This is a genomic window from Streptomyces sp. HM190 (assembly GCF_009857135.1).
GTDB lineage: Bacteria > Actinomycetota > Actinomycetes > Streptomycetales > Streptomycetaceae > Streptomyces > Streptomyces heilongjiangensis.
The window spans coordinates 7,090,097-7,113,458 of record NZ_CP047318.1; the positions used below are offsets into that span (position 1 = coordinate 7,090,097).

The 23,362-nt window shown below is 73.3% G+C and carries 22 protein-coding genes; 14 read left to right on the forward strand and 8 right to left on the reverse strand.

Annotated features, from left to right (window positions below):
• Positions 1-183 precede the first annotated feature (183 nt).
• Positions 184-471: a DUF5955 family protein gene (locus GSY65_RS30315; RefSeq protein ID WP_159776544.1), complete on the forward strand. Its 288-nt coding sequence runs from the start codon at positions 184-186 to the stop codon at positions 469-471.
• Between the two features lie 65 nt (positions 472-536).
• Here GSY65_RS30315 and GSY65_RS30320 read toward each other — a convergent pair whose 3' ends face one another.
• Together GSY65_RS30320 and GSY65_RS30325 are read right to left on the reverse strand one after the other, a co-directional pair.
• Entirely contained in the window at positions 537-1,316 is a 780-nt protein-coding gene (locus GSY65_RS30320) for a maleylpyruvate isomerase family mycothiol-dependent enzyme (protein WP_159776546.1), read from the reverse strand.
• 102 nt (positions 1,317-1,418) lie between these two features.
• Positions 1,419-2,216 carry an IclR family transcriptional regulator gene (locus GSY65_RS30325; RefSeq protein ID WP_159774595.1) on the reverse strand — a complete coding sequence of 266 codons (798 nt, stop codon included), beginning with the start codon at positions 2,214-2,216 and terminating at the stop codon, positions 1,419-1,421.
• Between the two features lie 276 nt (positions 2,217-2,492).
• On the opposite strand from GSY65_RS30325, the gene allB reads away from it, so the two are divergent.
• The 3 genes from allB to GSY65_RS30340 all read left to right on the forward strand — a co-directional run bounded on the left by allB (position 2,493) and on the right by GSY65_RS30340 (position 5,712).
• Positions 2,493-3,872, forward strand: a complete 1,380-nt coding sequence (gene allB / locus GSY65_RS30330; protein ID WP_159774597.1) for an allantoinase AllB — start codon at positions 2,493-2,495, stop codon at positions 3,870-3,872.
• Between the two features lie 5 nt (positions 3,873-3,877).
• A complete protein-coding gene (alc, locus tag GSY65_RS30335) occupies positions 3,878-4,993 on the forward strand; it encodes an allantoicase (RefSeq protein WP_159774599.1) in 1,116 nt (371 codons plus the stop codon).
• A gap of 92 nt (positions 4,994-5,085) precedes the next feature.
• Positions 5,086-5,712 carry a dihydrofolate reductase family protein gene (locus GSY65_RS30340; RefSeq protein ID WP_159774601.1) on the forward strand — a complete coding sequence of 209 codons (627 nt, stop codon included), beginning with the start codon at positions 5,086-5,088 and terminating at the stop codon, positions 5,710-5,712.
• Positions 5,713-5,967: 255 nt separating this feature from the next.
• Here the strand turns inward: GSY65_RS30340 and GSY65_RS30345 are convergent, their stop codons facing one another.
• Complete coding sequence (locus GSY65_RS30345) at positions 5,968-6,171, reverse strand: hypothetical protein (protein ID WP_159774603.1); 204 nt, start codon at positions 6,169-6,171, stop codon at positions 5,968-5,970.
• A 180-nt stretch (positions 6,172-6,351) separates the two neighbouring features.
• Between GSY65_RS30345 and GSY65_RS30350 the strand changes: the two genes are divergently transcribed.
• The gene (locus GSY65_RS30350) at positions 6,352-7,605 is read left to right on the forward strand and encodes a sensor histidine kinase (protein WP_201452719.1); all 1,254 of its coding nucleotides are present in this window, start codon (positions 6,352-6,354) and stop codon (positions 7,603-7,605) included.
• A 240-nt stretch (positions 7,606-7,845) separates the two neighbouring features.
• Here the strand turns inward: GSY65_RS30350 and GSY65_RS30355 are convergent, their stop codons facing one another.
• On the reverse strand, positions 7,846-8,871 hold the full coding sequence (locus GSY65_RS30355) for an aldo/keto reductase (RefSeq protein WP_159774607.1): 1,026 nt from the start codon (positions 8,869-8,871) through the stop codon (positions 7,846-7,848).
• Positions 8,872-8,995: 124 nt separating this feature from the next.
• Here GSY65_RS30355 and GSY65_RS30360 point away from each other — a divergent pair, with 124 nt between their 5' ends.
• The 3 genes from GSY65_RS30360 to GSY65_RS30370 all read left to right on the forward strand — a co-directional run bounded on the left by GSY65_RS30360 (position 8,996) and on the right by GSY65_RS30370 (position 11,738).
• On the forward strand, positions 8,996-9,667 hold the full coding sequence (locus GSY65_RS30360; protein WP_159774609.1) for a response regulator: 672 nt from the start codon (positions 8,996-8,998) through the stop codon (positions 9,665-9,667).
• A gap of 324 nt (positions 9,668-9,991) precedes the next feature.
• Positions 9,992-11,182 carry a cytochrome P450 family protein gene (locus GSY65_RS30365; protein ID WP_159774611.1) on the forward strand — a complete coding sequence of 397 codons (1,191 nt, stop codon included), beginning with the start codon at positions 9,992-9,994 and terminating at the stop codon, positions 11,180-11,182.
• A gap of 55 nt (positions 11,183-11,237) precedes the next feature.
• Positions 11,238-11,738, forward strand: a complete 501-nt coding sequence (locus tag GSY65_RS30370) for a hypothetical protein (protein ID WP_159774613.1) — start codon at positions 11,238-11,240, stop codon at positions 11,736-11,738.
• Positions 11,739-11,753: 15 nt separating this feature from the next.
• Here the strand turns inward: GSY65_RS30370 and GSY65_RS30375 are convergent, their stop codons facing one another.
• Entirely contained in the window at positions 11,754-12,764 is a 1,011-nt protein-coding gene (locus tag GSY65_RS30375; protein WP_159774615.1) for a Gfo/Idh/MocA family protein, read from the reverse strand.
• A gap of 129 nt (positions 12,765-12,893) precedes the next feature.
• Here GSY65_RS30375 and GSY65_RS30380 point away from each other — a divergent pair, with 129 nt between their 5' ends.
• The 6 genes from GSY65_RS30380 (at position 12,894) to GSY65_RS30405 (ending at position 21,966) form a co-directional block, all read left to right on the forward strand.
• The gene (locus tag GSY65_RS30380; protein WP_201452856.1) at positions 12,894-13,631 is read left to right on the forward strand and encodes a GntR family transcriptional regulator; all 738 of its coding nucleotides are present in this window, start codon (positions 12,894-12,896) and stop codon (positions 13,629-13,631) included.
• Positions 13,632-13,761: 130 nt separating this feature from the next.
• Complete coding sequence (locus GSY65_RS30385; protein ID WP_159774617.1) at positions 13,762-14,907, forward strand: ROK family glucokinase; 1,146 nt, start codon at positions 13,762-13,764, stop codon at positions 14,905-14,907.
• Complete coding sequence (locus GSY65_RS30390; protein WP_159774619.1) at positions 14,904-15,485, forward strand: sugar kinase; 582 nt, start codon at positions 14,904-14,906, stop codon at positions 15,483-15,485. The genes GSY65_RS30385 and GSY65_RS30390 overlap by 4 nt, the downstream gene beginning before the upstream one ends.
• A 138-nt stretch (positions 15,486-15,623) precedes the next feature.
• Positions 15,624-18,500, forward strand: coding sequence for a DEAD/DEAH box helicase (locus GSY65_RS30395; protein WP_236580122.1), 2,877 nt, complete (start codon positions 15,624-15,626; stop codon positions 18,498-18,500).
• Positions 18,497-20,854: an SWIM zinc finger family protein gene (locus GSY65_RS30400; protein WP_236580123.1), complete on the forward strand. Its 2,358-nt coding sequence runs from the start codon at positions 18,497-18,499 to the stop codon at positions 20,852-20,854. The genes GSY65_RS30395 and GSY65_RS30400 overlap by 4 nt, the downstream gene beginning before the upstream one ends.
• 617 nt (positions 20,855-21,471) lie before the next feature.
• Positions 21,472-21,966 carry a DM13 domain-containing protein gene (locus GSY65_RS30405; protein WP_159774621.1) on the forward strand — a complete coding sequence of 165 codons (495 nt, stop codon included), beginning with the start codon at positions 21,472-21,474 and terminating at the stop codon, positions 21,964-21,966.
• A gap of 17 nt (positions 21,967-21,983) precedes the next feature.
• On the opposite strand, the gene GSY65_RS30410 is transcribed toward GSY65_RS30405, so the two are convergent.
• From GSY65_RS30410 to GSY65_RS34775, 3 genes are all read right to left on the reverse strand, one after another.
• Positions 21,984-22,214 (reverse strand): anti-sigma factor family protein, encoded by a 231-nt coding sequence (locus tag GSY65_RS30410; RefSeq protein WP_159774623.1) that lies wholly within the window; start codon positions 22,212-22,214, stop codon positions 21,984-21,986.
• Complete coding sequence (locus GSY65_RS30415; protein ID WP_159774625.1) at positions 22,211-22,882, reverse strand: RNA polymerase sigma factor; 672 nt, start codon at positions 22,880-22,882, stop codon at positions 22,211-22,213. Before GSY65_RS30415 ends, GSY65_RS30410 begins: the two co-directional genes overlap by 4 nt.
• Positions 22,883-23,159: 277 nt before the next feature.
• Positions 23,160-23,339, reverse strand: coding sequence for a hypothetical protein (locus tag GSY65_RS34775; RefSeq protein ID WP_201452720.1), 180 nt, complete (start codon positions 23,337-23,339; stop codon positions 23,160-23,162).
• Between the last annotated feature and the right edge of the window lie 23 nt (positions 23,340-23,362).

The window sequence follows — 23,362 nt, forward strand, 5'->3', positions numbered from 1 at the left end:
GGGCTGATTTTCGGTCCTCGGTGTGGCGCTCGCCACACCGTTGGCGTTTACTGGCCCGCGCCACCCCGGGCGGTCGACCGACGCCAGGGGAGGCCGGTCGTGCGACGGGGTGCGGCCGGTGCTCACGCGTGGCGGTGCGCGTGAGGGGGGAGAGCTGGGTTGCGGAGCTTGGGGCAGAGGCCAGTGACCGGCAGGGGCGAGGACGCGAGGGTGGCGGAACTGAGGACCGCCGTGTCCCGATTGCGTCGTGAACTCGCCGCGCATCCCGCCGAGTTCCCGGACCGGGGGATAGCGGAGGACGAGTTGGCCGCGCTCGCGGCGATGGTCGTGAGCGGCATCCCCGAGGTGCCGCTTCTGCGGCGGTCCCTGCTGCTGATCGCCGGGGCGATCGGTTCGGTCAGCGCGCTGTCGAGAGGCCTGGCGGAGGTGCGCACGGCGGTGGACCTCTTCGGGGAACCACCCCGCCGCTGACCGGGGCCTTTCGGCGACCGTCCCCGCCGCTCCTCCCTCCTGATCCTCTGCCGCGCCTGCTGCGCCTATTCCTCCGGCTCCCAGGCGCGGAGCAGGTCGAACAGCGCCGCGTCCCCGTCGATCCGCAAGGAGTCCGCCGGGATGCGGTCGTAGAGGAAGAGGATCAGGTCACTGACCGTGGCCCGGACGGAGACGCCGGCCGTGTCCGGGTCCTCGCCGGTGGCGGCCAGGCGGCGGGAGCGTGCGCCGTCCCCGTCGACCGTGAGGCGCCAGGAGGGGCCCTCGGTGGCGTGGAAGTCGAAGGCGGTCGGCCGGTGCGGCCAGGCGGCCGTCGTCGCGCAGCAGGTGGACAGGAACTCGTCCACACCGTCCGGCGCCACCTCGTCCGGCAGCGGCTTCGCGGCACCCAGGGAGACCTGGACGTCATAGGTGTGCACGGCCGTCTCCTGGACCCGGTGCCGGGCGACGGCACCGGAGTTCCGCGGCGACTGCGACGCGCTCCACCACGTCCAGCAGCCCTCGGCCGGGCCGGCCTCCCGCAGCGCCCCCAGCAGCATCTCCGTCGACTCGGCCAGCCAGGCCGACAGGGCCTCGCGCTCCCGGGGCGCGGTCAGCGCGGCCCGCTCGGCGACGGCCTTGGCCGGCGGACCGTCGGCGGGTCCCGCGGTGACGACGGCGGCCCAGAAGCGGTCGCCTCCGCCCAGGTGCTGCGCCAGGTCGAACAGCGTCCACTCGGGGCAGGTCGGCACGCGGGCGTCCAGGTCGGGCGCGGAGGCGACCGTGTCCCGGAACGCGATCGACCGCTCGTCGATCAGCCGCAGCAGGTCGCAGAACTCAAGTGTCATGGCCACATCGGGTGTCTATCACCGCACCCCGGCCACGGAACAACGGTTTTCACGGCACCGGACGTCAGGAACGCGTTGACGGGCGGACCGCGGGCCTGGCCCTCAACTCCCCGTGCCGGCCAGCGCCTCCGACAGCTCCGCCGCCACCTGCTGCAGCACCGGCACGATCCGTTCCGTCGCCGCCTCGGTGACGCGGCCCGCGGGCCCGGAGATGGAGATGGCCGCCGCGGTGGGCGAGTCGGGGACGGAGACGGCGAGGCAGCGGACGCCGATCTCCTGCTCGTTGTCGTCGACGGCGTACCCCAGGGCGCGCACCTCGGCGAGCGCGGCGAGGAAACCGTCGGGTGTCGTGATCGTCTTCTCCGTCGCGGCGGGCATCCCCGTACGGGACAGCAGGGCCCGGACCTCGTCGGCGGGCAGGTCGGCGAGCAGCGCCTTGCCGACGCCCGTGGAGTGGGGCAGCACCCGGCGGCCGACCTCGGTGAACATCCGCATGGAGTGCTTGGACGGCACCTGCGCCACGTACACGATCTCGTCGCCGTCGAGCAGCGCCATGTTCGCCGTCTCGCCCGTCTCCTCGACCAGCCGCGCCAGGTACGGGCGGGCCCAGGTGCCGAGCAGCCGGGACGCCGACTCGCCGAGGCGGATCAGCCGCGGGCCGAGGGCGTAGCGCCGGTTGGGCTGCTGGCGCACGTAGCCGCAGACCACCAGGGTGCGCATCAGCCGGTGGATCGTGGGCAGGGGCAGCCCGCTGCTCGCGGACAGCTCGCTGAGGCCGACCTCGCCGCCGGCGTCCGCCATCCGCTCCAGCAGGTCGAAAGCGCGCTCGAGGGACTGGACGCCGCCGCTGGACGAGGACGACCTGGAGGAGTCGGTGGTGCTGGCGCTGGACGTCGGCACGGCGCGGGTCCTTTCACGAAGGCATGCGAAGTCGCAGCCTACCGGGCAGTTCGTTGACTGCTCGCTGGCGCGTCACTATGTTCTGCCTGGCGGAATGATCCTTCCAGGAAGTGAAAATGTCCAGAGGGGGTCGGTGGGGCGCAGAGTGGGGGAGGGGGCTCTTGACGGGGATCGAACTGGAGTGAAGACTCCTTCAACAGAACGTTGAATTCCGTTACGCGGAAGTAAACCCCGCGGACGCGGAAGGGAGACGACGGCAGGACGAGAGGGGTCCGGGTGTCCGACGCTGAACTGGTGCTGCGCTCGACGCGGGTCGTCACGCCCGAGGGATCGCGCCCCGCCGCGGTCGCGGTCGCGGACGGCCGCATCACGGCCGTCCTCCCGTACGACGCCGACCTGCCCCCCGGTGCCCGCCTGGAGGACCTCGGCGACGACGTCCTGCTGCCGGGCCTGGTCGACACTCATGTGCACATCAACGATCCGGGCCGTACCCACTGGGAGGGCTTCTGGACCGCGACGCGCGCCGCGGCCGCCGGCGGCATCACCACCCTCGTCGACATGCCCCTCAACTCCCTGCCGCCCACCACGACCGTCGACCACCTGCGCACCAAGCAGCGGGTCGCCGCCGACAAGGCGCACGTCGACGTCGGCTTCTGGGGCGGGGCGCTGCCCGACAACGTCAAGGACCTGCGCCCGCTGCACGACGCCGGTGTCTTCGGCTTCAAGGCGTTCCTGTCCCCGTCCGGCGTCGAGGAGTTCCCGCACCTCGACCAGGAGCGGCTCGCCCACTCCCTCGCGGAGATCGCGGGCTTCGGCGGACTGCTCGTCGTGCACGCCGAGGACCCGCACCACCTCGACGCCGCCCCCCGGCGCGGCGGCCCCCGGTACGCCGACTTCCTCGCCTCCCGCCCGCGCGGCGCCGAGGACAGCGCCATCGCGGCCCTCATCGACCAGGCCCGCCGGCTCGACGCCCGCGTGCACGTGCTCCACCTGTCCTCCGGTGACGCGCTGCCGCTGATCGCCGCCGCCAGGGCCGAGGGCGTACGGATCACCGTGGAGACCTGCCCGCACTACCTCACGCTGACCGCCGAGGAGGTCCCGGACGGAGCCAGCGAGTTCAAGTGCTGCCCGCCGATCCGCGAGTCCGCCAACCAGGACCTGCTGTGGCAGGCGCTCGCCGACGGCACGATCGACTGTGTGGTCACCGACCACTCCCCGTCCACGGCCGACCTGAAGACCGACGACTTCGCCACCGCCTGGGGCGGCATCTCCGGCCTCCAGCTGAGCCTCGCCGCGGTCTGGACGGAGGCCCGCAGACGTGGCCACGGTCTGGAGGACGTGGTCCGCTGGATGTCGACCCGCACGGCCGCCCTCGTCGGCCTCGACCACAAGGGCGCCATCGAGGCCGGCCGCGACGCCGACTTCGCGGTGCTCGCCCCGGACGAGACGTTCACCGTCGACCCGGCCGCCCTCCAGCACCGCAACCGGGTGACGGCCTACGCGGGCAGGACGCTGTACGGCGTCGTCAGGTCCACCTGGCTGCGCGGCGAACGCATCGTCGCCGACGGCGAGTTCACCGCACCGAAGGGACGGCTCCTCACCCGCACCCCCCGATCCCCCCGCCCACGGCGGCCCACCACCGAAAGGCAGACCTGATCATCGTGACGGCGATCGTGCACTTCACCGGCGACGCGAACCCGTACGGCGGAGGTGACCCGTACGCGGACTACCGCACCGCCGACCTCCCCTTCACCCACTACGCCGACCTCGCCGACCGCCGGCTCGGCGCCGGTGTCATCGCCGCCAACGACGAGTTCTTCGCCCAGCGGGAGAACCTGCTGCTGCCGGAACGGGCCGAGTTCGACCCGGAGCACTTCGGGCACAAGGGCAAGATCATGGACGGCTGGGAGACCCGGCGCCGCCGGGGCTCCTCGGCCGACCACCCCTGGCCGGCCGCCGAGGACCACGACTGGGCGCTGGTCCGCCTGGGCGCGCCCGGCGTCGTCCGGGGCATCGTGGTCGACACCGCGCACTTCCGCGGCAACTACCCGCAGGCGGTCTCGGTCGAGGCCACCTCGGTGCCGGGCACCCCGTCGCCCGAGGAGCTCCTCGCCGCGGACGTGAAGTGGACGACCCTCGTGCCGCGCACCCCCGTCGGCGGTCACGCGGCGAACGGTTTCGCCGTCTCCGTCGAACAGCGCTTCACCCACCTGCGCGTCAACCAGCATCCCGACGGCGGCATCGCCCGCCTGCGGGTGTACGGCGAGGTCGTCCCCGACCCGGCGTGGCTGGACGTCCTCGGCACCTTCGACGTGGTCGCCCTGGAGAACGGCGGCCTGGCGGAGAACGCCTCCAACCTCTTCTACTCACCGGCCACCAACACCATCCAGCCCGGCCGCGCCCGGGTCATGCACGAGTGCTGGGAGACCCGCCGCCGCCGTGACCAGGGCAACGACTGGATCCGCTACCGCCTGGCCGCGCAGTCCGAGATCCGGGCCCTGGAGATCGACACGGCGTATCTGAAGGGCAACGCGGCGGGCTGGGCCGGTGTCTCGGTCCGCGACGGCGAGGACGGCACCTGGACGCAGGTCCTCCCGCGCACCCGCCTCCAGCCCGACACCAACCACCGCTTCGTCCTCCCCGAGCCCGCGGTCGCCACCCACGCCCGCATCGACATCTACCCGGACGGCGGCATCTCCCGCCTGCGCCTCCACGGCTCCCTCACGGACGAGGGCAGGACGAGGCTGGCGGCACGCTTCCAGGAACTGGGCGCCTGACCGCACCCGTCCGGCCGCACCGATGAGTTGCGGGCCCCCGCGGGGTCTGAGGTGATGACAACAGATCCCGCACCAGGAAGCAGGCGATCGCCATGGGCAAGCTCGTCTCGACCGTGTTCGTCACCCTCGACGGCGTCTACCAGGCCCCGGGAGGCCCCGAGGAGGACACCCGCGGCGGCTTCGAGCACGGCGGCTGGAGCTTTCCGTACGCCGACGACGACTTCGGGACGTTCGTCTCCGAGAGCTTCGGCAGGGTCGGCGCGTTCCTCCTCGGCCGCCGGACGTACGACATCTTCGCCTCGTACTGGCCGCACGTGACCGACCCGGCCGACCCCGTAGCCGGCAAGCTGAACACGCTGCCGAAGTACGTCGCCTCCACGACCCTCACCGACCCCGAGTGGACCGGAACCACGGTCATCGACGGCGACCTCGCGGACCAGGTCACCGCCCTCAAGCAACGCACCGACGGCGAACTCCAGGTGCACGGCAGCGGCGCGCTGGTCGGTTCCCTGATCGACCTCGGTCTCCTCGACACCCTGCACCTGCTCACCTTCCCGGTGGCGCTCGGCTCCGGATTCCGGCTGTTCCGGGAGGGCGCCGTACCGACGGCCTTCCGGCACGCGGGGGGCCGGATCACCGGCAAGGGCGTCTCGATCCAGACGTACGAGCGGGAGGGGCGCCCCTCCTACGGCAGCTTCGCCCTGCCGGAGGACGCCTGAGGGAGCGTCGGACCGCAGGACCCCTGAGGGGGCGTCGTACCCGAGAGCGCCCTGGTGCCGGGCCGAGGACGCCCGGCTCCTCGGCCCGCGGCGCCCGTCGCCTCGTCACCGGGCAGCAGCACCAGGAGGACTACTGCACCGCCGACCACCACGGGCGTCCTCCGACGTGGTCGGTCACGGCTGCTGACCGCCACCGGGTCACCCGTCGGGCCCCATGTCCTCCCCCCACCGGAACGGACGGCCCGACGGGCCGGGTCACCCGGGCTTCCGGCTGCCGGCCGCCGCGAACAGCGCGAGCCCCAGCACGATCAGCGCGATGCTCACGTACAGCTCGTAGCCGTCCAGGACGGCCCACCGCTGGATCACCCCCCACCTCAGCTTCCCGGTGAGTTCGTACACCAGACCGCCCGAGCCCTGCAGCAGGGCGAGGAACCCGAGGAACTCCAACAGCTTCTTCATGGCGGGGATCCTCTGCGCCGCCGGCCCCTCCCGCCCATCGGCCGCGAGGCGATGCCCGGCCGACGTCGGTAGCGACCCGTACGGCTGCGGACCACCGAAAGTCGACGAGATCACGACTTTGGTCGCGATCCGGGGCGGAGGGCGCCGACGAGGGCCCGACCCTGCGTAGATTTGTCGACCGTGAGTGGTGACCAGCCGGTGCCCGAACCACCGGCCTTCCCCGGGCGGCGCTGGCTGCTGCCGTCCGCCGTCCTCGACCCCGCCCAGGATCCCGGAAGCGGGCGTCCGCGACGGCGGCCCCGGCGCACCGCACGCGACTGGGTCGTCGACTTCACCTGCTTCCTGCTCGCCGTGGGCATCGGTCTCCTCGCCCTGGACACGGTGAACAAGGAGGCCGGCCTCCCCGACGGCTACGCCGTCCTCGACCAGGTGCTCGGCGCGCTCGCCTGCGCCGCGCTCTGGCTGCGCCGTCGCTGGCCGACCGGGCTCGCCGTCGCGATGGTCCCCGTCTGCTTCGTGTCCGCCACCGCCGGCGGGGCCGGCGTGGTCGCCCTCTTCACCCTCACCGTCCACCGGCCCTTCCGGTACGTGGCCTGGGTGGGCGGCCTCTCCCTGCTGCTGAACCCGCTCTTCTACTGGCTGCGCCCCGACCCGGACCTCTCCTACCCCTGGTCGGTCTTCCTCTCCGTCGTGCTCACCGGCGCCACCGTCGGCTGGGGCATGTTCGTGCGCTCCAAGCGACAGCTCATGCTCAGCTTCCGCGACCGCGCCCGGCGCGCCGAGACCGAGGCGGCCCTGCGGGCCGAACAGGCGCAGCGACTGGCCCGCGAGGCCATCGCCCGCGAGATGCACGACGTCCTCGCCCACCGGCTGACCCTGCTCAGCGTGCACGCGGGAGCCCTGGAGTTCCGGCCCGACGCGCCCCGCGCGGAGATCGTCCGCGCGGCAGGCGTCATCCGGGAGAGCGCCCACGAGGCGCTCCAGGACCTGCGGGAGATCATCGGCGTGCTGCGCGCGGGCGACTCCGACGACGCAGGGCGACCCCAGCCGACGCTCGCCGCGCTGGACGGACTCGTCGCCGAGTCCCGCGTGGCCGGCATGAAGGTCGTCCTCGACCACCACGTCACCGACCCCGCCGCCGTCCCCGCATCCCTCGGGCGCACCGCGTACCGCATCGCCCAGGAGTGCCTCACCAACGCCCGCAAGCACGCACCCGGCGCCGAGGTCACCGTCACGGTCTCGGGCGCCCCGCGCGAGGGACTCACCATTCGCGTCCGCAATCCCGAGCCGCCGGGGGAGGTCCCGCCCGTCCCCGGCTCCGGACAGGGGCTGATCGGGCTGACCGAGCGGGCCACCCTCGCCGGCGGCCGCCTGGAGCACGGCCCCGAGGCGGACGGCGGCTTCGAGGTGCGGGCCTGGCTGCCCTGGGACTGAGCGAACGAGCCGGCGTGCGTGGACGGCGGGCCGTCCACCATGATGGCCTGTCGACTCGATCGACACCGGGCGCCCCGGGAGGGACAGCAGCGTGCCGGTACGGGGTGGGGGTGGGGGGCGCCTCGTAGCGCGGGGGGCGCGAGGGCCGCGACACAAGCGGGCCCCGCCGCGTGGACGCGGACAACCCCGACCCGTCCGCACCCGCTGACCGGGCGCGCCCCGGGGCATGGGGCGCGCCGCTCACTCCCGCGGCACCACCCGTTGGCCCGCCGATCCGTACACCCAGGCCGACGCCTCGTCGATGAAGTCGCCGGGGAAGCCGAGGCGGAAGCCGGTCGTGTCCTCCAGGCGGACCAGGACCTCTTCCGGCAGGACCAGCCGGACCGCGCCCAGGTTCTCCGCGAGCTGTTCGGCGCGGCGGGCGCCCAGGACGGGATGGACGGCGGGGGAGTGGGCCATGGTCCAGGCGATGGCGACCTGCGCGGGAGTGGCACCGAGTTCGTCCGCGGCGGACTGCACGGCCTGCGCCACCGCGCGCTCCCGCCGACCGATGGTCTCCGCGGACAGCCGGGTCGCCGTACCCGGCGCCGGTCCGCCCGCCCGCGTGTACTTGCCGGACAGGATGCCGTTCTGCAGCGGGCTCCACGCCGCGACCGACATCCCGAACGCCTCCGCCATCGGCAGAAGTTCACGCTCGATGTCCCGGTTGAGCAGGCTGTACGGCACCTGGAGCGCCGACAGCGGGGACCAACCCCGCCACTCCGCCAGGGTGTTGGCCCGGGCCACCACCCACGCCGGGGCGTCCGAGATGCCGACGTACAGCACCTTCCCGGACCGTACGGCGTCGTCCAGCGCGCGCATCGTCTCCTCGACCGGGGTGTTCCGGTCCCAGATGTGCACCCAGTACAGGTCGATGTAGTCGGTCCCCAGGCGCCGCAGGCTGGTCTCCAGCGACAGGGCCAGGTTCTTGCGGTGGTTGCCCGCCGCGTTGGGGTCGGTGCCGTCACGCGAGACGGTGTACTTGGTGGACAGCACGAAACGGTCCCGCTGCCCCTTGAGCAGCTCGCCGACGATGCGTTCGCTCTCCCCGCCCCGGTAGTTGACGGCCGTGTCGATCACGTTGCCGCCGGCCCCGGCGTACGCGTCGAGGATGCGCGCGCACTCCGCCCGGGGCGCCCCCACCCCGCCCTGCTCACCGAACGTCATCGCGCCGAGGAACAACTCGGAGACCCGGAGTCCGGTCCGGCCAAGGAGTCGGTAACGCACCCACAACCTCCGTCAGTTGAATGCCGTACCGGCCGACACTAACGGGTCGGCGCGGCGGAAGACGGCTGTCCGTGACGGTCCGTCATTACGGTGGGGCCATGACCGACATCCGAACGGTGGGCCGATGACCCCCATCCGACTGCTGCTCGTCGACGACGACCCCCTCGTCCGGGCCGGGCTCTCCCTCATGCTGGGCGGGGCCGACGACATCGAGATCGTGGGCGAGGCCGCCGACGGCGGCGAGGTGGAAGCCCTGGTCGACCGCACCCGTCCCGACGTGGTCCTCATGGACATCCGGATGCCCACCGTCGACGGTCTCTCGGCCACCGAACGGCTCCGCCGGCGCGCGGACGCCCCGCAGGTCGTCGTCCTCACCACGTTCCACGCCGACGACCAGGTACTGCGGGCGCTGCGCGCGGGCGCCGCCGGGTTCGTCCTGAAGGACACCCCGCCCGCCGAGATCGTCGCGGCGGTACGCCGGGTCGCCGCCGGGGACCCCGTCCTGTCACCCGCCGTCACCCGCCGGCTGATGGAGCACGTCGCGGGCGCCGTCCCCGACACCCGCCGCACGACGGCCCGTTCCCGGATCGCCGCCCTCAACGACCGGGAACGCGAGGTCGCCGTCGCGGTCGGCCGGGGCGCCACCAACGCCGAGATCGCCTCCGCACTCTTCCTGAGCGTGGCCACCGTCAAGACCCACGTCTCCCGCATCCTCACCAAGCTCGGCCTCAACAACCGCGTACAGATCGCCCTGGTGACGTACGACGCGGGCCTGCTGGACGAGGACGGACGCTAGTGCCGCATCAGCCAACGTTCGCCCCGTCGTGACGCCCGGCACGCACTCTCGCCGCACCGGGCACAAGCCCGAGTGCATCCCGTACGAGGACGTGCGCCCGGCACGCCGGGAGCACGCACCAAACGCCGCTCCTCGACGGGCAAGCGTTGCCTGCCGCGGCACTGGTGCCGGCCGACCGGGGCGTCGGCCGAGCCACCCGTCCCCGCCCGTCTCCGTCCGCCGCGGGACTCCTGCCAGGCGGCCGTCCAGCGGCGGGAGGGTGTTCCGTTGCTCCCCGCGGGCACTCCCGCGGGGGCCCGTGCGTTGTGCGGGTGAGGGGGAATCATGAGGAACACGCATGTGATCGATCTGACGCGGTACGGGGCCCGGTTCACCGAGAACCCGCACCCCGTGTACGCCGAGCTGCGCGCGCTCGGTCCGGTGCACCGGGTGCGGCTGCCCGTGCCCGACGCGCAGCATGAGACATGGCTGGTCGTGGGGTACGAGGAGGCGCGGGCGGCGCTCGCCGACCCCCGGCTGTCGAAGGACGCCTCGAAGATCGGGGTCACCTTCCTCGACGAGGAGCTGATCGGCAAGTACCTGCTGGTCTCCGACCCGCCGCAGCACACCCGGCTGCGAGGGCTCATCACCCGCGAGTTCACCGCCCGCCGGGTGGAACGGCTACGGCCCCGGATCCAGCAGATCACCGACGACCTGCTCGACACGATGCTGCCGCGCGGGCGCGCCGACCTGGTGGAGTCCTTCGCCTACCCGCTGCCGCTCACCGTCATCTGCGAACTGCTCGGCGTACCCGAGCTCGACCGCGCCGCCTTCCGCGAGATGTCGACCCAGACCGTGGCCCCCACCAGCGCGGAGAGCGAGTACGACGCCTTCGTCCGACTCGCCGCCTATCTGGGCGAGTTGATCGAGGACAAGCGGTGTTCGCCGCCCGCCGACGACCTGCTGAGCGCGCTGATCCGCACGACCGACGAGGACGGCGACCGGCTCTCGCCGGACGAACTGCGCGGCATGGCCTTCATCCTGCTCATCGCCGGCCACGAGACCACCGTCAACCTGATCACCAACGCCGTGCACACCCTGCTCGCCCACCCCGGCCAACTCGCCGAGGTCCGGGCCGACACGAGTCTCGTGGACGCGGTCGTCGAGGAGACCCTGCGCTACGAGGGCCCCGTGGAGAACGCGACGTTCCGCTTCGCCGCCGAGCCGCTCGTCATCGCCGGCACCCCCATCGCGGCGGGCGATTCCGTGCTGGTGGGTCTGGCCGCCGCCGACCGCGACGACAGCCGCTGTCCCGCCGCCGACCGCTTCGACATCCACCGCGACACCCGCGGCCACCTCGCCTTCGGGCACGGCATCCACTACTGCCTGGGCGCGCCCCTGGCCCGGCTGGAGGCGCGCGTCGCCCTGCGCACCCTCCTCGACCGCTGCCCCGACCTCGCCGCGGACGGCCAGCCGGGCCCCTGGCTGCCGGGCATGCTGATACGTGGCGTACGCAGCCTCCCGGTCCGCTGGTGAGTACGCTCTCACCGCCCGCGCACGCCGCCCCCGAGCCCCGCAGGAGAACCCGACCATGCTGCGCACCGCGGAGATCACGGCGGCCCTCACCCTCCCACCGGGCGGCAAGGAGAGCCATCAGCTGTACTGGGGGCCCACCCTGGAGTTCAGCCTGGACTGCTTCGTCTGCGAGCGGCTCGGCCGCACCACGTTCTTCGAGCGCGGAGCCGAGAAGGCCCGGTGCTCCGGCACCCGCAGCGGCCTGGGCCGGCATCACGCGCCGGCCCGCATCACCGCCTTCGACAGCACCTCCGGCGACGAACGGCTCGCGGTGCGGATCCTGGTCGACTTCTGGTGGGTGCCCTTCGAGGACGGCCGCGACGGCCGCCGCTCCGCTGCCCCGACCAGCCACCCCTGGGTGCGGCTGCACCTCGGCTCCTACTGCCACGAGACCGGGGAGTCCGGCACGTCCGGCATCCAGACCAACGTGAGCCGCCCGTGGGACCTCCGCTGCGACGACTGCGACCAGATCCTGGCCACCGACACCCGGACCCCGGCGGTACGCCTCCTCGTGTGACCCACCGGGGGCGACTCAGTCGCGACCACCCGGGATCTCGCCCAGGTTCACCGGCCGGTGCTCCCGGCGCGACAGCTCGCACGCCTCGGCGACCCGCAGCGCCTGCAGTGCCTCGCGGCCGTCGCAGGGGTTGGCCCGCTCGCCGCGCACCACCTCGACGAACGCGGCGACCTCGGCCTCGTACGCGGCGGCGAAACGTTCCAGGAAACCGGTCCACGGCTTGTCGGCGGGCGGCGGCCCGGCCGGCTCGGTGGACGCGACCGGCGTACGGTCGTCCAGCCCGACCACCACGGTGTCCAGCTCCCCGGCCAGCTCCATGCGGACGTCGTAGCCCGCCCCGTTCACCCGCGCCGCCGTCGCCGTGGCGAGGGTGCCGTCCTCCAGCGTCAGCACCGCCGCCGCCGTGTCCATGTCGTGCGCCTCCCGGAACATCGGGTGCCCGGCGTCCGACCCCGTGGCGTACACGGTGACGACCTCGCGTCCCGTCACCCAGCGCACGGCGTCCAGGTCGTGGATCATGCAGTCCCGGAAGATGCCCCCGGACAGCGGCAGGTACCCGGCGGGCGGTGGTGTCCGGTCGGCGCTCAGCGCCCGCACGGTGTGCAACCGTCCCAGCCGGCCCGAGCGCACGGCCGCACGGGCGGTGACGTAGCCGGAGTCGAAGCGTCGCTGGAAGCCCATCTGCAGCACGGTTCCGGCGGCGTCGACCTCGGCGAGCGCGTTTAAGGTGCCCTGCAGGTCCACGGCGACGGGCTTCTCGCAGAACACCGGGAGACCCGAGCGTGCTGCCCGACCGATCAGTTCGCCGTGGGCCGACGTGGCGGTCGTGATGACCACCGCGTCCACCCCCCAGGTGAAGATCTCGTCCACTCCCGGTGCGACCGTCTCGCCCAGGCGGTCCGCGAGGTCATGGGCCCGAGCCGGGTCGACGTCCGTGACGATCAGGGAGCCGACATCCCGGTGACGGCTGAGCGCGGCCGCGTGAATCGTCCCGATTCGACCCGCTCCGATGAGTCCGATGCGCATGGGAAACAAAGTGCGGTCGCACCCGCCACCGTGTCAATGCTTTGTCCGGACAACCGAACGACGCGGCTTCCCGTCATCCTGCGCCGGGGCTACGCTCGGGCCGTGCCGAAACCAGAAGTGGATCCGACCGTGTCGCTCCAGCTCAGCGTCGACCGCAGCAGCCCGGTCCCGCTCTACTTCCAGCTGTCGCAGCAACTGGAGGCCGCGATCGAGCACGGCGAGCTGACCCCGGGCAGCCTGCTGGGCAACGAGATCGAGCTGGCCGCCCGCCTCGGCCTGTCCCGCCCGACCGTCCGCCAGGCCATCCAGTCCCTCGTCGACAAGGGCCTCCTCGTCCGCCGCCGCGGCGTGGGCACGCAGGTCGTCCACAGCCAGGTCAAGCGCCCCCTGGAGCTGAGCAGCCTCTACGACGACCTGGAGGCCGCCGGCCAGCGACCCGAGACCCGGGTCCTCCTCAACACCACGGTCCCCGCCTCCGCCGAGGTCGCCGCCGCCCTCGCCGTCCCCGAGGGCGCGGAGGTCCACCGCATCGAGCGACTCCGTCTGGCCCACGGCGAGCCCATGGCCGCCCTCTGCAACTACCTCCCGACCGGCCTGCTGGACCTCGACTCCCCCCAGTTGGAGTCGACGGGCCTGTACCGGCTGATGCGCTCCGCGGGCATCACCCTGCACAGTGCCCGCCAGACCATCGGCGCCCGCGCCGCCACCGCCGCGGAAGGCGAACGCCTGACCGAACCCGAGGGCGCGCCCCTGCTGACCATGCAGCGCACCACGTTCGACGACACGGGCAGGGCGGTCGAGTACGGCACCCACGTCTACCGGGCCTCCCGCTACTCCTTCGACTTCCAGCTGCTGGTGAGGGCGTAGCGTCCGCCGGGGTGGGGGCCCGGTGCCGGTTCCCTCCCCGGTCCCCGCACACCCGCACCCGAGAAACAAAGAGGCGGCACCCCCCGCCCCCACGCCGCACCGAGCGGAGCGCTAAGGCAGAATCGGCCCGATGAGCACTTACCGCGACTTCACCCACCGCGGCTCCGCGCGGGCCACCGTCCTGCGTACCGTCGGCACGCGCGAGCGCCGCTCGCACCTGACGGCGCCCCGCGTCCCCACCGTCGGCATCGACATCGGCGGTACGAAGGTGATGGCGGGCGTCGTGGACGCCGACGGCAACATCCTGGAGAAGCTCCGCACGGAGACCCCGGACAAGTCCAAGAGCCCCCAGGTCGTCGAGGACACGATCGTGGAGCTGGTGCTGGACCTCTCCGACCGGCACGACGTGCACGCCGTCGGCATCGGCGCCGCCGGGTGGGTCGACGCGGACCGCAACCGTGTGCTGTTCGCCCCGCACCTGTCCTGGCGCAACGAACCGCTGCGCGACCGGCTCGCGGGCCGCCTCGCCGTGCCCGTGCTGGTCGACAACGACGCCAACGCCGCCGCCTGGGCCGAGTGGCGCTTCGGCGCCGGCCGTGACGAGGACCACCTGGTCATGATCACACTCGGCACCGGCATCGGCGGCGCGATCCTGGAGGACGGCCAGGTCAAGCGCGGCAAGTTCGGCGTCGCCGGGGAGTTCGGCCATATGCAGGTCGTGCCCGGCGGTCACCGCTGCCCGTGCGGCAACCGCGGTTGCTGGGAGCAGTACAGCTCCGGGAACGCGCTGGTCAGAGAGGCCCGCGAGCTGGCCGCCGCGGACTCCCCGGTCGCGTACGGGATCATCGAGCACGTCAAGGGCAACATCGGCGACATCACCGGGCCGATGATCACCGAGCTGGCCCGCGAGGGCGACGCGATGTGCATCGAACTGCTCCAGGACATCGGCCAGTGGCTCGGCGTCGGCATCGCCAACCTAGCCGCCGCCCTCGACCCGTCCTGCTTCGTCATCGGCGGCGGAGTCTCGGCCGCCGACGACCTCCTCATCGGCCCCGCCCGCGACGCCTTCCGCCGCCACCTCACCGGCCGCGGCTACCGCCCCGAGGCCCGCATCGCCCGCGCCCAGCTCGGCCCCGAGGCCGGCATGGTGGGCGCCGCCGACCTCGCCCGTCTCGTGGCCCGCCGCTTCCGCCGCGCCAACCGCCGCCGCGTCGAGCGGTACGAGCGGTACGCGCGCTACGTGGAGGGCCGCCGCACCACCCAGGACACCGCGTGACCGCCTCCGTGCCCCGCCAGGGCACCTCACCCGAGGAACCCGGGCAGCCCGCCGAGGACCGCCGCCACAGGATCCGCCGGCGCGCGCTCACCCTGGCGATCATCGTGCTGCTCATCGGTGTCCCCGCCGGCTACCTGGTGATCTCCGCGAACCAGAGCCGGGACAGCGGCAAGGACAAGGAGGAGAAGTACTCGGCGACCGGCCTCACCGCGCACTGGCCCTCACGGCTCCAGCAGCGCCTCTACCAGGTCCCGATCCCGCCGTACTCGAAGCACGTCGCCTACTACGAGACGAACAACTGGCGCACCAGCCGCCTGTACGTGCAGTTCTACACGAGCAACGAGGGCCTCGAACGCTTCCTCGACCAGATCGGCACGCGCACGGCGGCGCTGAAGGAGGGCGAGATGGCCGTCCACGCCCGCGACCGGCGGATCGTGGGATGGGACTTCGGCGGCCCCGGCCCCTGGTACGGCCTCGTCAACAAGCAGAAGAGTCCCGCGCCCACCCACGACATCGTCGTGAACCGGTCCGACCCGGAGCATCCGATGGTGTACCTGGTGTCCCGAACCGTGCCTTGACCTGCACGTATCCGGGGTCCGAGCGGGCTCGCGCACGGTCGGCGGGACCGAATGTCAGACCCCGCCCGTAGAGTCGGAGACAGCTGATCGGAGCCGGGGACGGCTCATCCGACCATGGGCGGGGAGGTGACCGGACACATGAGGGACACGGCTGTTCCCGAGGCCGACGGGACCGTCCGCGCTGCCGACGCGGCCGTGCTCACGACACCGGCCGCCACCGACCCCCGCACCGTCCCGGTGCGGCTGGCCGCCGTCTTCCTGCCGGCGCCCCTGCCCCGCCACGGCCGGGTCGCCTTCTGGGACCCCGACAGCGACACACCGCCGCCGGGCCGCACCGAGGACCTCACCGTCGTCCGGCGGCACGGCGCCACCGGCGTCCGCAGGGGCACCGCCCCCGCGCTGTCCCTGTCCGTCGCCGAGGCCCTGCCCCTGCTCTCCCGGGCCCGCCGCGATCCCGCGGCCCACCCCGCCACGGCCTGCTGGGGTGCCGCCGCCCTGCACGCGCTGCGGCTCGTGGCCCGGGGGCGCCTCCTGCCGGGGCTCACCGCCGACGGGTTCGACGCCTGGCGGGCCGGCCCCCTCGACCCCGGTGACATCGCCCACCTCAGGGCCGTCGCCGCCGCGCTGCCGTACGAGGGCCACGCGGTCCCGTTGCCCGGCAAGGGCCCTCTCCGGCTGCCCGACCCGGAAGCGCTGATCCGGTCCTTCCTGGACGCCGTCGCCGACACCCTGCCCCGCGGCCCGGCCGCGCCGTACGTCTCCGGCACACCCTTCGCGGCGAGCACCGGCCAGCGGCTTCCCGGCGCCCGCGACTGGGCCGCCGAGGTCGCCGCCGGCCTGGACGCGGGCGTACGGATCTCCCTGCGCCTGGACCTGTCGGCGTACGACCTGTTCGACGACAGCGAGGGTGGCCGCCGGGCCGGAGCGGCCGTCGTCCAGGTGCACAGCCTCGCCGACCCCACCCTGGTCGTCGACGCGGCGGCGCTGTGGGCGGGCGACGCCGACGAGGCGTTCGGGCCCCGCGCACGGGTGGACGCCGCCCTCGCCGTGCGTCGCGCGGCCCGCGTCTGGCCTCCCCTGGACCGCCTCGCCGACCGGGACGTCCCCGACGTCCTCGCGCTCTGCGAGGAGGAACTGTCCGACCTCCTCGGCGTGGCCGCGACCCGGCTGGCCGCGGCCGGGGTCGCCGTGCACTGGCCCCGCGACCTCGCCCAGGACCTGAGCGCCCGCGCCGAGGTCCGCCCGGCCCCCGGCTCGGCCACGGACGGCACGGGCTTCTTCGAGAGCGAGGAACTGCTCAGCTTCCGCTGGCAGTTGGCGCTCGGCGGCGACCCGCTCACCGACGCCGAGATGGACGCCCTGGCCGAGGCCCACCGCCCGGTCGTCCGCCTGCGCGACCAGTGGGTCCTCGTCGACCCCGCTCTCGTCCGCAAGGCCCGCCGCCGTGAACTGGGCCTGCTCGACCCGGTGGACGCCCTGTCCGCGGCCCTCACCGGCACGGCCGACGTGGACGGCGAGACCGTGGAGGCGGTCCCGGTGGGCGCGCTGGCCGCGCTCCGCGACCGGCTGACCGCCGGTGTCGCCCCGGTCGAACCGCCCCCGGGCCTCGCGGCCACCCTCCGCGACTACCAACTCCGGGGGCTGGCCTGGCTGGACCTCATGACCTCCCTCGGCCTCGGCGGGTGCCTCGCCGACGACATGGGCCTCGGCAAGACCGTCACGGTCATCGCCCTGCACCTGCGCCGGGCCCGCACCGAACCCACCCTCGTCGTCTGCCCCGCCTCCCTGCTGGGCAACTGGCAGCGCGAGATCACCCGCTTCGCCCCCGGCGTGCCCGTCCGCCGCTTCCACGGCCCCGACCGCACCCTGGACGACCTCGGCCCCGGCTTCGTCCTCACCACCTACGGCACGATGCGCTCGACGGCACCCCGACTCGCCGAGCAGCGATGGGGTATGGTCGTCGCCGACGAGGCCCAGCACGTGAAGAACCCCTACTCGGCGACGGCGAAGGCCCTGCGCACCATCCCGACACCCGCCCGGGTCGCCCTCACCGGCACCCCCGTGGAGAACAACCTCTCCGAACTGTGGGCCCTCCTCGACTGGACCACCCCCGGCCTCCTCGGCCCCCTGAAGTCCTTTCGCTCCCGCCACGCCCGCGCCGTGGAGAACGGCGAGGACGAGGAGGCCGTGACCCGTCTCGCCCGGCTGGTCCGCCCCTTCCTGCTCCGCCGCAAGAAGTCCGACCCCGGTATCGTCCCCGAACTCCCGCCCAAGACCGAGACCGACCACCCCGTCCCCCTCACCCGGGAGCAGGCAGCGCTCTACGAGGCCGTCGTCCGCGAGTCACTGCTGGCCATCGAGACGGCCGACGGCATCGCCCGCCGCGGCCTGGTCCTGAAACTGCTGGGCGCCCTGAAACAGATCTGCGACCACCCGGCGCTGTATCTGAAGGAGGAGCCGACCACCCACGGCGAGCGCCTGTCCGCCCGCTCCGGCAAACTCGCCCTCCTCGACGAACTGCTGGACACCCTGCTCTCCGAGGACGGGTCGGCCCTCGTCTTCACCCAGTACGTCGGCATGGCCCGCCTGATCACCGCGCACCTCGCCGCCCGCGCGATCCCCGTCGAACTGCTCCACGGCGGCACCCCGGTCAAGGACCGCGAGGAGATGGTGGACCGTTTCCAGAGCGGCGCGACCCCCGTCCTGGTCCTCTCCCTGAAGGCGGCCGGCACCGGCCTGAACCTCACCCGCGCCGGCCATGTCATCCACTTCGACCGCTGGTGGAACCCCGCCGTCGAGGAACAGGCCACCGACCGCGCCTACCGCATCGGCCAGACCCAGCCCGTGCAGGTCCACCGCCTCATCACCGAGGGCACCGTCGAGGACCGCATCGCCGAGATGCTCGAAGCGAAGCGTGCCCTCTCCGACGCCGTCCTCGGCACCGGCGAGGCGGCCCTCACGGAACTCACCGACCGCGAACTGACCGACCTCGTCTCGCTGCGGAGGTCGACATGAGTGCCTCCGGCCCTCCCGCCCCCCGCCCGGCGGACGCCGCCCGCCAGGCGCTGCGCGCGGCCCGCGCACGGGCAGTGCGCGGCGAGGACCGGGAGGAGACCACGACCACACCGGGGCCGACCGGCGGGGGCGCGGTGACTGGTGGCGGCGCGGTGGCGGGGCGCCGTGCCGGGGAGACGCCGGGTGCGCAGACATCGGGTGCGGAGGGGACGGGCGACACGGGTGACGCCAGGACGCCGGGGCCCGTGCCGGCCCGCCTCGGGGAGGAGCCGGGGAGCGGCGGCACGGCGGCAGCGTCGGCCGGGAGCGCTGCCGCCGGGGCGCGGAGTGCCCGGCCGGGCGACGCGGCTCGGGCAGCGCTGTGGCGGGCCGTGGACGCCGGGGTGGCGGCCTCGACCGAGGAACCGCAGGCGGAGCGCGCAGCACGCGCCCCGGAGGCGCCGCGCGCTCGTGGGACTGCTGGGACTGCCGCATCGGGCGGTGCCCGGCCCGGTGACGTCGCCCGTGCCGCGCTGCGCGCCGCTCGGAGCGCGGCGGAGCGGGCCCGTGCGGAGGCCGAGGCGGAGTCCACGGCCAAGGCCGATGCCGCGGCCAAGACCGATGCGAAGGCGAAGACCGACGCGGAGTCCGCGGCCAGGACCGATGCCGCGGCCAAGACCGATGCGAAAGCGAAGGCCGTCGCCGAGGACATGGCCAGGACCGATGCCGATGTGGAGGGAGCCGCGCCCGTGGACCCGCCCCACGGTCGGCGCACCGGCAGGCACGAGGGGCCCGGCCGCAGCGCGGACCGGGGTGAGGGACCCCGCCCGGTCCGGGACGTACGCGCCGTGATCGCGGGTGCCTTCGAACCGCCCACGGAGGACCACGCGCCGACGCGCGACCTCACCTCCGCCGAGGCCCCGCGGGCCCGCAGCCGAGCCCGCGCCGAATCGCCCGTCCGAGGCGAAGCCCTGGCCGGTGACCGGTATGGTTCCCACGCCGTCGACCACCCCGGTGATCCCCGGTCCGCAGGTGCCGCCGCCATGCCCCGCGTTCCCGGCACCATGGCAGCTCCCTCCCGTGACGGCGAACTCCGGCGTACCTTCCGGGCGTTCCCGCCCCGGACCTCCGGTGGGGAGGCGTTCGCGGAGAGCTGGTGGGGGAACGCCTGGGTGACGGCGTTGGAGGAGGGCGCCCTGGACGCGGCCCGGCTCGTGCGGGGGCGGGCGTACGCCGACAAGGGCCACGTGGACGCGATCACGGTCACGCCGGGGCTGGTGCTGGCGTACGTCCACGGCAGCCGCCCCCGGCCCTACCGCGTGCAGGTCCGGCTGCGGACGCTGGACGACGACGAATGGGACCGTTTCCTGGACACGGCGGCCGAACGTCCCGCCGACATCGCCGCCCTGCTCGACAAGGAACTCCCTCAGTCCCTTGCCGGTGCCGGTGCCGGTGCCGGTGACGCGCCCGCGTCCGGCGGCCGGAGCTGTCGCGGGGCGCGCCTGCTGCCCGGACCGGGGGAGTTGGAGCCCCACTGCAGTTGCCCGGACCGGGGGCATCCCTGCAAGCACGCGGCGGCGCTGTGCTATCAGACGGCGCGGCTCCTGGACGAGGACCCGTTCGTCCTGCTGCTTCTGCGCGGCCGGGGCGAGCGGGAGTTGCTCGACGCGCTGTCGCGGCGCAACGCCGCGCGGGCGGCGCGTGCCGCGCAGGAGCAGCGGCCCGCGGCACTCCCCGGTGTCCGGGCGAGCGAGGCCCTCGCCCCGCGCGTGCTTCCGCCGCTGCCCGCCCCGCTGTCCCCGCCCCCGCACCCGGAGCAGCCCCCGGTGTATCCGGGGGCGCCCGGCGGCCCGGACCCGCTCGCGCTGGACCAGTTGGCCACCGACGCGGCGGCCCGGGCGCACGCGTTGCTCACCACCGGGCGGGACCCGGTCGCCGAGCTGACGCTCTGGCAGGACGCGGTACGGCTGGCCGCCGCGCGCCCCGGCTCCGGTCTGACCGCCGCCACCCGCGCCCTGTACTCGTCGCTGGCCGCCGCCACCGGGCGTACCCCGGCCGACCTGGCCCGCGCCGTCGCCGCCTGGCGCCAGGGCGGCCTCGAAGGGCTCGTCGTCCTGGAGGAGCCCTGGGACCCGCCGGCGGGCCGCTTCGACCGTGCCCGCCCGCTGCTCCTCGCCGCCGACCTGCCGCCGTTCCGCCCGTGGCGCAACCACCTCACCCACCCCCTCGGCCACGTCCAACTCCGCCTCGGCCGGGACGGTCTGTGGTACGCCTACGAGTCCGAACCGGGCCACGACGACTGGTGGCCGAGAGGCATCCCCGACCTCGACCCGGTCGGAGCCCTGACGGGCCTGGGGCCGACCGACGCCCTCTGAAGCCCCACCAACTCCGAGACCCCTACGCCTACCGAGCGCTCCACGAGATTCCAGCCCTCCACGACCCGTCACGCCCCCCCGCGACTTCCTCGCCCGCCCCACTTGTTCGCCCGCCCCCGACATCGTCGCGCGCGGCAGACCGCCCCCGAGCCGCGCCATCGCAGTGGGTGGGCTGCCCGACCGCTGGTGCTGGGCACCGTGGTGACGGTGCCAAAGTCGAGCACAGCGCAGTGGAGCCTCCGCCGGCGAGGAGACCTGGCGCCCCGGCAACGGGTGGGCCCTGCTCTGCGACTGACCCCTCCCAACAGACATGGGGCCGTCTTCCACACCGGGTGGTGTGGAAGACGGCCCCATTCGCCTCGGCGCGAACATTCCAGCCGTAGTGCCGTTCTGCGCACGGTTGTTGAGTCCGGTACGGCTGGGGCGTCGTCGCTTGTGCCTACTCGGTGCGCCGAAGCCGCCGAACGTGGCAAGCCGATCCGGCGTGGGGTTCCGCGTATGTCTCGGGGGGCGAATTCCTCGGTGGGTGTGTAACGTTCGGCGCCCCTTCCGTCTCTGAAGGCGCTGTGACCACGACGCCGGGTCACAGCGACCACCGAACAGAAACGGAAACTCCCATGTGCCGCAGCAAGCGCCGCAGCCCTGCCCTCTGGATCATCACCGCATTGGCCGTCGTGGCCGTGGCCGTCGGCCTCTGTCTCTTCCAGCCGTGGCGGGCGTTCACCACGGTCCGGGTGGACGAGGCACCGCCGGCCGCCGTCGCCGCGGAGCGGTCGCTGAGCGGTACGTTCGTCTCACACGGGCACGAGACCAGCGGCTCGGTGACGGTTCTGGAGTCCGCGGACGGGGCGCGGACGCTGCGTCTGTCGGACCTGCGCACGTCCGACGGCCCGGCACTGCACGTATGGCTCAGCGACCAGCCTGTCCAGGGCGACGGCGGCAACCTCGACGGCGGTCAGCACATCGACCTCGGCTCGCTGAAGGGCAACGAGGGCAACCAGAACTATGCGATCCCGGCGAGCGCCGACCTCGGAAGGTTTTCCACGGTGACGATCTGGTGCGAACGCTTCAGCGTGTCCTTCGGCGCGGCCGAACTGGACCGGGCGGCCTGACGGATGTCCGGACCGGTTCACGGCCGTCGCCAGTCCCGGAACGCGGTGAGCAACAGGCCCCGGGCCTCGTCGGAGATGGCTTGCGGAGTCAGCTCGCCCGTCGTGGCGATCGTCTGCCGGAACTGGTCCAGATACACCTCGCACTTGGAGCACTCGGCCAGGTGTCCCACAAAGCGATGCTCGTCCTCCTCGGACAGGGCACCGTCCAGAAAAGCAGTCACCAGCTCCACGAACTCGTCGCAGTTCACGCTTGCCCCCTCCCGACAGCGACCTCATGCGTTTCCGACAGATACTTCTCCAACTTGCCGCGCAGCAGGGCCCTTGCCCGATGCAGCAGTACACGCTGGTTCCCGGGCGAGATCTCCAGCAGGGAGCACACCTCCTCGGAGCCGTACCCCTCGACGTCGCGCAACGTGATCACGGTGCGCAGGCGGGGCGGAAGCCCGTCTATCGCCTCCTCGATCACACCGCGGACCTCACCACGCAGCACATGGTCCTCCGGAAAGTGCCAGGGGCGCGGCTCCTGTCCCACGGCCCAGTGCCCGGCATACGGCTCACCACGGCCGCGGAACCGTGCGGGATCCACCGTCGGGCCCTCCTCCTCCGCCAGGAGATCACCGAAGGGAACGGTCCTGCTCTCCTTCGTGCCGCGCGCCTTGGCGGTGTTCACCAGTATCCGGTAGACCCACGTCTTCAGACTCGAGCGCCCCTCGAAGTCGCCGATACCCTTGATGACCGCCAGCCAGGTGTCCTGGACGGCCTCCTCGGCGGAGTCCCTCGTCGACACGAACGACATCGCGACCCGCAACATGCCACCGCACCAACTGTCCAGCACCAGCGCGAAGGTCCGCTCGTCACCGTCACGCAATCGCTGTACCAGGACCTCGTCCGGGGGCAGTTCGCGTACGCCCGCCATCGTCTCTCCTCATGGCTGTCAACGGGGAGCCTCAGCCTACGGGGTGGGCCAGAGGCCCATGCGTGCCAGTCATGCCCGTCAACCGGCTTGAACGAGAAAGCTGTTCCCGAATCCCACAGTGAGCCCGCAGCAGTCCGATCTCCCGGCGGCGTTCGATCACCGAGATGACCATGGTGTCGGCGCTGCCGACCCCGCCGACCAGCAGAGCGACGAGGGCCAGTCCCAGGAAAGGCGCGCAGGCGGTGCTCCAGGTCTGCTGTCCGGCGGTCAGGGCGTCCTAGGGGCGGCTGACGGTGACCGGGCCGGGCAGCTCCGGACGGACCGTCGCGGGCAGGACCTGGCTGACGGCCTCGATGTGCTCCTCCTCGGCCTTGACGCAGATGACCGTCGGAGGACCATCGAAGCCCAGTTCGGCCCTTGCGGGATCTGCGGCGTGCCGCTGCCGGTCGGCGTGCATGGCTGTCTCCTCCTGTGCTGATC

Coding starts and splice junctions, on each gene's coding strand:
- GSY65_RS30405 (WP_159774621.1), top strand. CDS start 21,472: ATGTGCCGCAGCAAGCGCCGCAGCCCTGCCCTCTGGATCATCACCGCA.
- GSY65_RS30320 (WP_159776546.1), bottom strand. CDS start 1,316: ATGACACTTGAGTTCTGCGACCTGCTGCGGCTGATCGACGAGCGGTCG.
- GSY65_RS30385 (WP_159774617.1), top strand. CDS start 13,762: ATGAGCACTTACCGCGACTTCACCCACCGCGGCTCCGCGCGGGCCACC.
- GSY65_RS30375 (WP_159774615.1), bottom strand. CDS start 12,764: ATGCGCATCGGACTCATCGGAGCGGGTCGAATCGGGACGATTCACGCG.
- GSY65_RS30370 (WP_159774613.1), top strand. CDS start 11,238: ATGCTGCGCACCGCGGAGATCACGGCGGCCCTCACCCTCCCACCGGGC.
- GSY65_RS30395 (WP_236580122.1), top strand. CDS start 15,624: ATGAGGGACACGGCTGTTCCCGAGGCCGACGGGACCGTCCGCGCTGCC.
- GSY65_RS30400 (WP_236580123.1), top strand. CDS start 18,497: ATGAGTGCCTCCGGCCCTCCCGCCCCCCGCCCGGCGGACGCCGCCCGC.
- GSY65_RS30360 (WP_159774609.1), top strand. CDS start 8,996: ATGACCCCCATCCGACTGCTGCTCGTCGACGACGACCCCCTCGTCCGG.
- GSY65_RS30365 (WP_159774611.1), top strand. CDS start 9,992: ATGAGGAACACGCATGTGATCGATCTGACGCGGTACGGGGCCCGGTTC.
- GSY65_RS30340 (WP_159774601.1), top strand. CDS start 5,086: ATGGGCAAGCTCGTCTCGACCGTGTTCGTCACCCTCGACGGCGTCTAC.
- GSY65_RS34775 (WP_201452720.1), bottom strand. CDS start 23,339: ATGCACGCCGACCGGCAGCGGCACGCCGCAGATCCCGCAAGGGCCGAA.
- GSY65_RS30345 (WP_159774603.1), bottom strand. CDS start 6,171: ATGAAGAAGCTGTTGGAGTTCCTCGGGTTCCTCGCCCTGCTGCAGGGC.
- GSY65_RS30415 (WP_159774625.1), bottom strand. CDS start 22,882: ATGGCGGGCGTACGCGAACTGCCCCCGGACGAGGTCCTGGTACAGCGA.